3 protein-coding genes are annotated in these 2,419 nt (G+C 56.7%); 2 read left to right on the top strand and 1 reads right to left on the bottom strand.

Annotated elements, in window-relative coordinates:
* Positions 1 to 141 precede the first annotated feature (141 nt).
* Entirely contained in the window at positions 142 to 984 is an 843-nt protein-coding gene (locus tag PMI32_RS02415; RefSeq protein ID WP_008034728.1) for a helix-turn-helix transcriptional regulator, read from the top strand.
* 60 nt (positions 985 to 1,044) lie between these two features.
* Here the strand turns inward: PMI32_RS02415 and PMI32_RS02410 are convergent, their stop codons facing one another.
* Entirely contained in the window at positions 1,045 to 1,554 is a 510-nt protein-coding gene (locus tag PMI32_RS02410) for a YkgB family protein (RefSeq protein ID WP_008034729.1), read from the bottom strand.
* A gap of 283 nt (positions 1,555 to 1,837) precedes the next feature.
* Here PMI32_RS02410 and PMI32_RS02405 point away from each other — a divergent pair, with 283 nt between their 5' ends.
* Positions 1,838 to 2,293, top strand: a complete 456-nt coding sequence (locus PMI32_RS02405) for a hypothetical protein (RefSeq protein WP_008034730.1) — start codon at positions 1,838 to 1,840, stop codon at positions 2,291 to 2,293.
* The last annotated feature ends 126 nt before the right edge of the window (positions 2,294 to 2,419 follow it).

Raw genomic sequence — 2,419 nt, forward strand, 5'->3', positions numbered from 1 at the left:
GCGAGCCACCGTACGTCAGGGGCGCGGGCGCTTGGTTACTTGGCGCTTCTCCAAGTGACCCGCCGTAAGGGCGGAACCAATAGCCGCCGTTACCGCAGGAACGGATATACACCCAGTCAAAACCACTCCAAGAGAATACCCATGGATCGCCTGTCTACGTTGTTTTCGCAGTTCGGCGTACGCGCAAACCTGTTTTACAACGGCAGGCTGTGCGGTATGGCGTCGTACGATGGAGCCGACCAGCGTGGTCATATTCACCTGCTGCAGGCCGGTACCGTCACTTTGCGGGGCGGCGACCGCAAGGACGTGCTGCTGACCCAACCCAGTCTGATTTTTCTGCCACGCCCAAGCCGGCATCAACTGTTCGCCGGTGAGCCCGATGGCGCTCAACTCCTGTGTGCGTCAATGGAGTTTGAGGGTGGGGTCGATAACCCATTGTCTGCCTCGTTACCCGATTGCCTGGTGCTGTCCCTGGAAGAATTACCACTGCTGGCCGATACGCTGCAATGGATGTTCGTTGAAGCGGCAGCCGGACATTGCGGCAGGGAAGCGGCGCTGGATCGCTTGTTCGAATTACTGATCATCCTGCTGTTTCGACATCTGCTCGATCATCACCAACTGCGTACCGGCATGATGGCCGGGCTCGCGGATTCGCGACTGGCGCGCTCGCTGGTGCAAATGCACAACGCACCTCACCGAGCCTGGTCGGTGGCGGAACTGGCGAGCGAGTCGAACATGTCGCGTGCGGCCTATGCCGTGCACTTCCGGGCCGTTATAGGGCAGACACCGGCGGACTATCTGTTGAGCTGGCGTATCAGCCTGGCGCAGAAGCGTTTGCGTGAAGGACGGCCGATTACGCTGATCGCCGCGGAAGTCGGTTATGAAAGTCCTTCGGCACTTGCTCGCGCGTTTCGTCGCAAGACGGGCTACAGCCCTCGGGACTGGCTGAAAGATTTGGCGGGAGAGGGGGACGGACTTTCTTGATGGGGCATGGCCTGAAAACATCGAATTGCTTCAGGCCATCCCAAGAGAAGGATCATCGATTCAGCGGTTTTCCAGCGCGGTTAATGAATGGCCGGCCACGAAGATGGAGGCGGCAAGCAACCCGATGTCTTTCAGGAGAAACTGACCCGGTGCAACCGAAATGGCCGGGAAGCCAAGGCTGGGTTCGATCACTCCTGGTGTCGACAACATAAAGCTCAACGTCGTGAAAAACAGCCCGGCTGACAATGCGCCACCGATCAATGAAAGCTTGGGTGACAGCAGTCGACCTGCAATAAGAGCACCGATCGAGACTTCCAGGACACCGAGTAAACTGGAGAAGGTATCGACGCTGAAAATGTTGTAGACCCAACCCAGGAAAGGGCTGTTGCTCACCAGCGGAACCAGGCCTTGCGCTTCGTAGTGAGTGAATTTCATGCCACCGAACCAGAAGTAGATCACGGCGAGGGCAAAGTACGCTCCGTAAGTTCCAATCGCTGTGGTTTTGATCCCGAGCGATGATTTTCCAGAGGCGGCATTGGTTGTGTAGTTCTCGATGCTTAAGGTTTTCATGAGTCAGGCTTCCAATAGTGGGGTGGCGATACCTTTCACAACACAACGCGGTGTGCGTTGGGAGTGGAGACAGTGTTGCCTTTGATGCCGCGCTATTGGGTTCTGAACGTATTGAGTCCGATGCAGATCGTCTTGACTCATTGCCGATGCTGAATGAGAAGGGCCTCGGCGCTAATCCTCTCGCGGTGGAGGCCGGGCTTGTTTTACCATTCGGGCCCACCTGCTCAAGTGGCACGCGATCCGATGGTTGTGCGTCGTATTCAAATGGAAGGATCCCTGCGTCATGTCCAATTCGTTGTTTCGCAAGCTCGCCTTGTCCAGCCTTCTCTTGCTCGCCGGTTGCGCTGCATCAACCCCGAATGCTCCGATTCCCGTCAAGTCCAAGGCCATTGAAGCTTTCACCGACATTTGCCTGAAGACTGCGCCATCGTTCGCCGGTTCGGCCGAAGCCGCCAAGCGTTACGGTATCGACGATCTGCAGGATATGGGCTTTACCCGTATCGGCTTCACGGCTGACAAAAACCTTGCGGTGCAGTTGTCTGCGAAAGAGTGCGTAGTCACGACTCCGAGTCAGTCCGACAACAGCCTGACCCGGCAATTGCTGAGCGCTGTGCAGCCTTATTCGCAGACAGCGGTGGCGGATCGTGTGCCGTCGAAGGTTAGCCTGCAGGGCGCAAACTTCATTCTTCAGCATGACCGTAATGGTGGTGAGGCATACGTGCTGTTGCGCAATAACTGAGCCGCGGTTTTTTAGTTTGCGGCGGAGTTGGATTTGGGAAGGGTGTACATATCCGTTGCTGCGGTAACGGCTACTAATGGTTTCGCCCTTACGGCGAGTCACTTGGAAGAGCCCCAAGTAACCAAG

It is taken from the genome of Pseudomonas sp. GM60, from assembly GCF_000282415.1.
Lineage (GTDB): Bacteria > Pseudomonadota > Gammaproteobacteria > Pseudomonadales > Pseudomonadaceae > Aquipseudomonas > Aquipseudomonas migulae.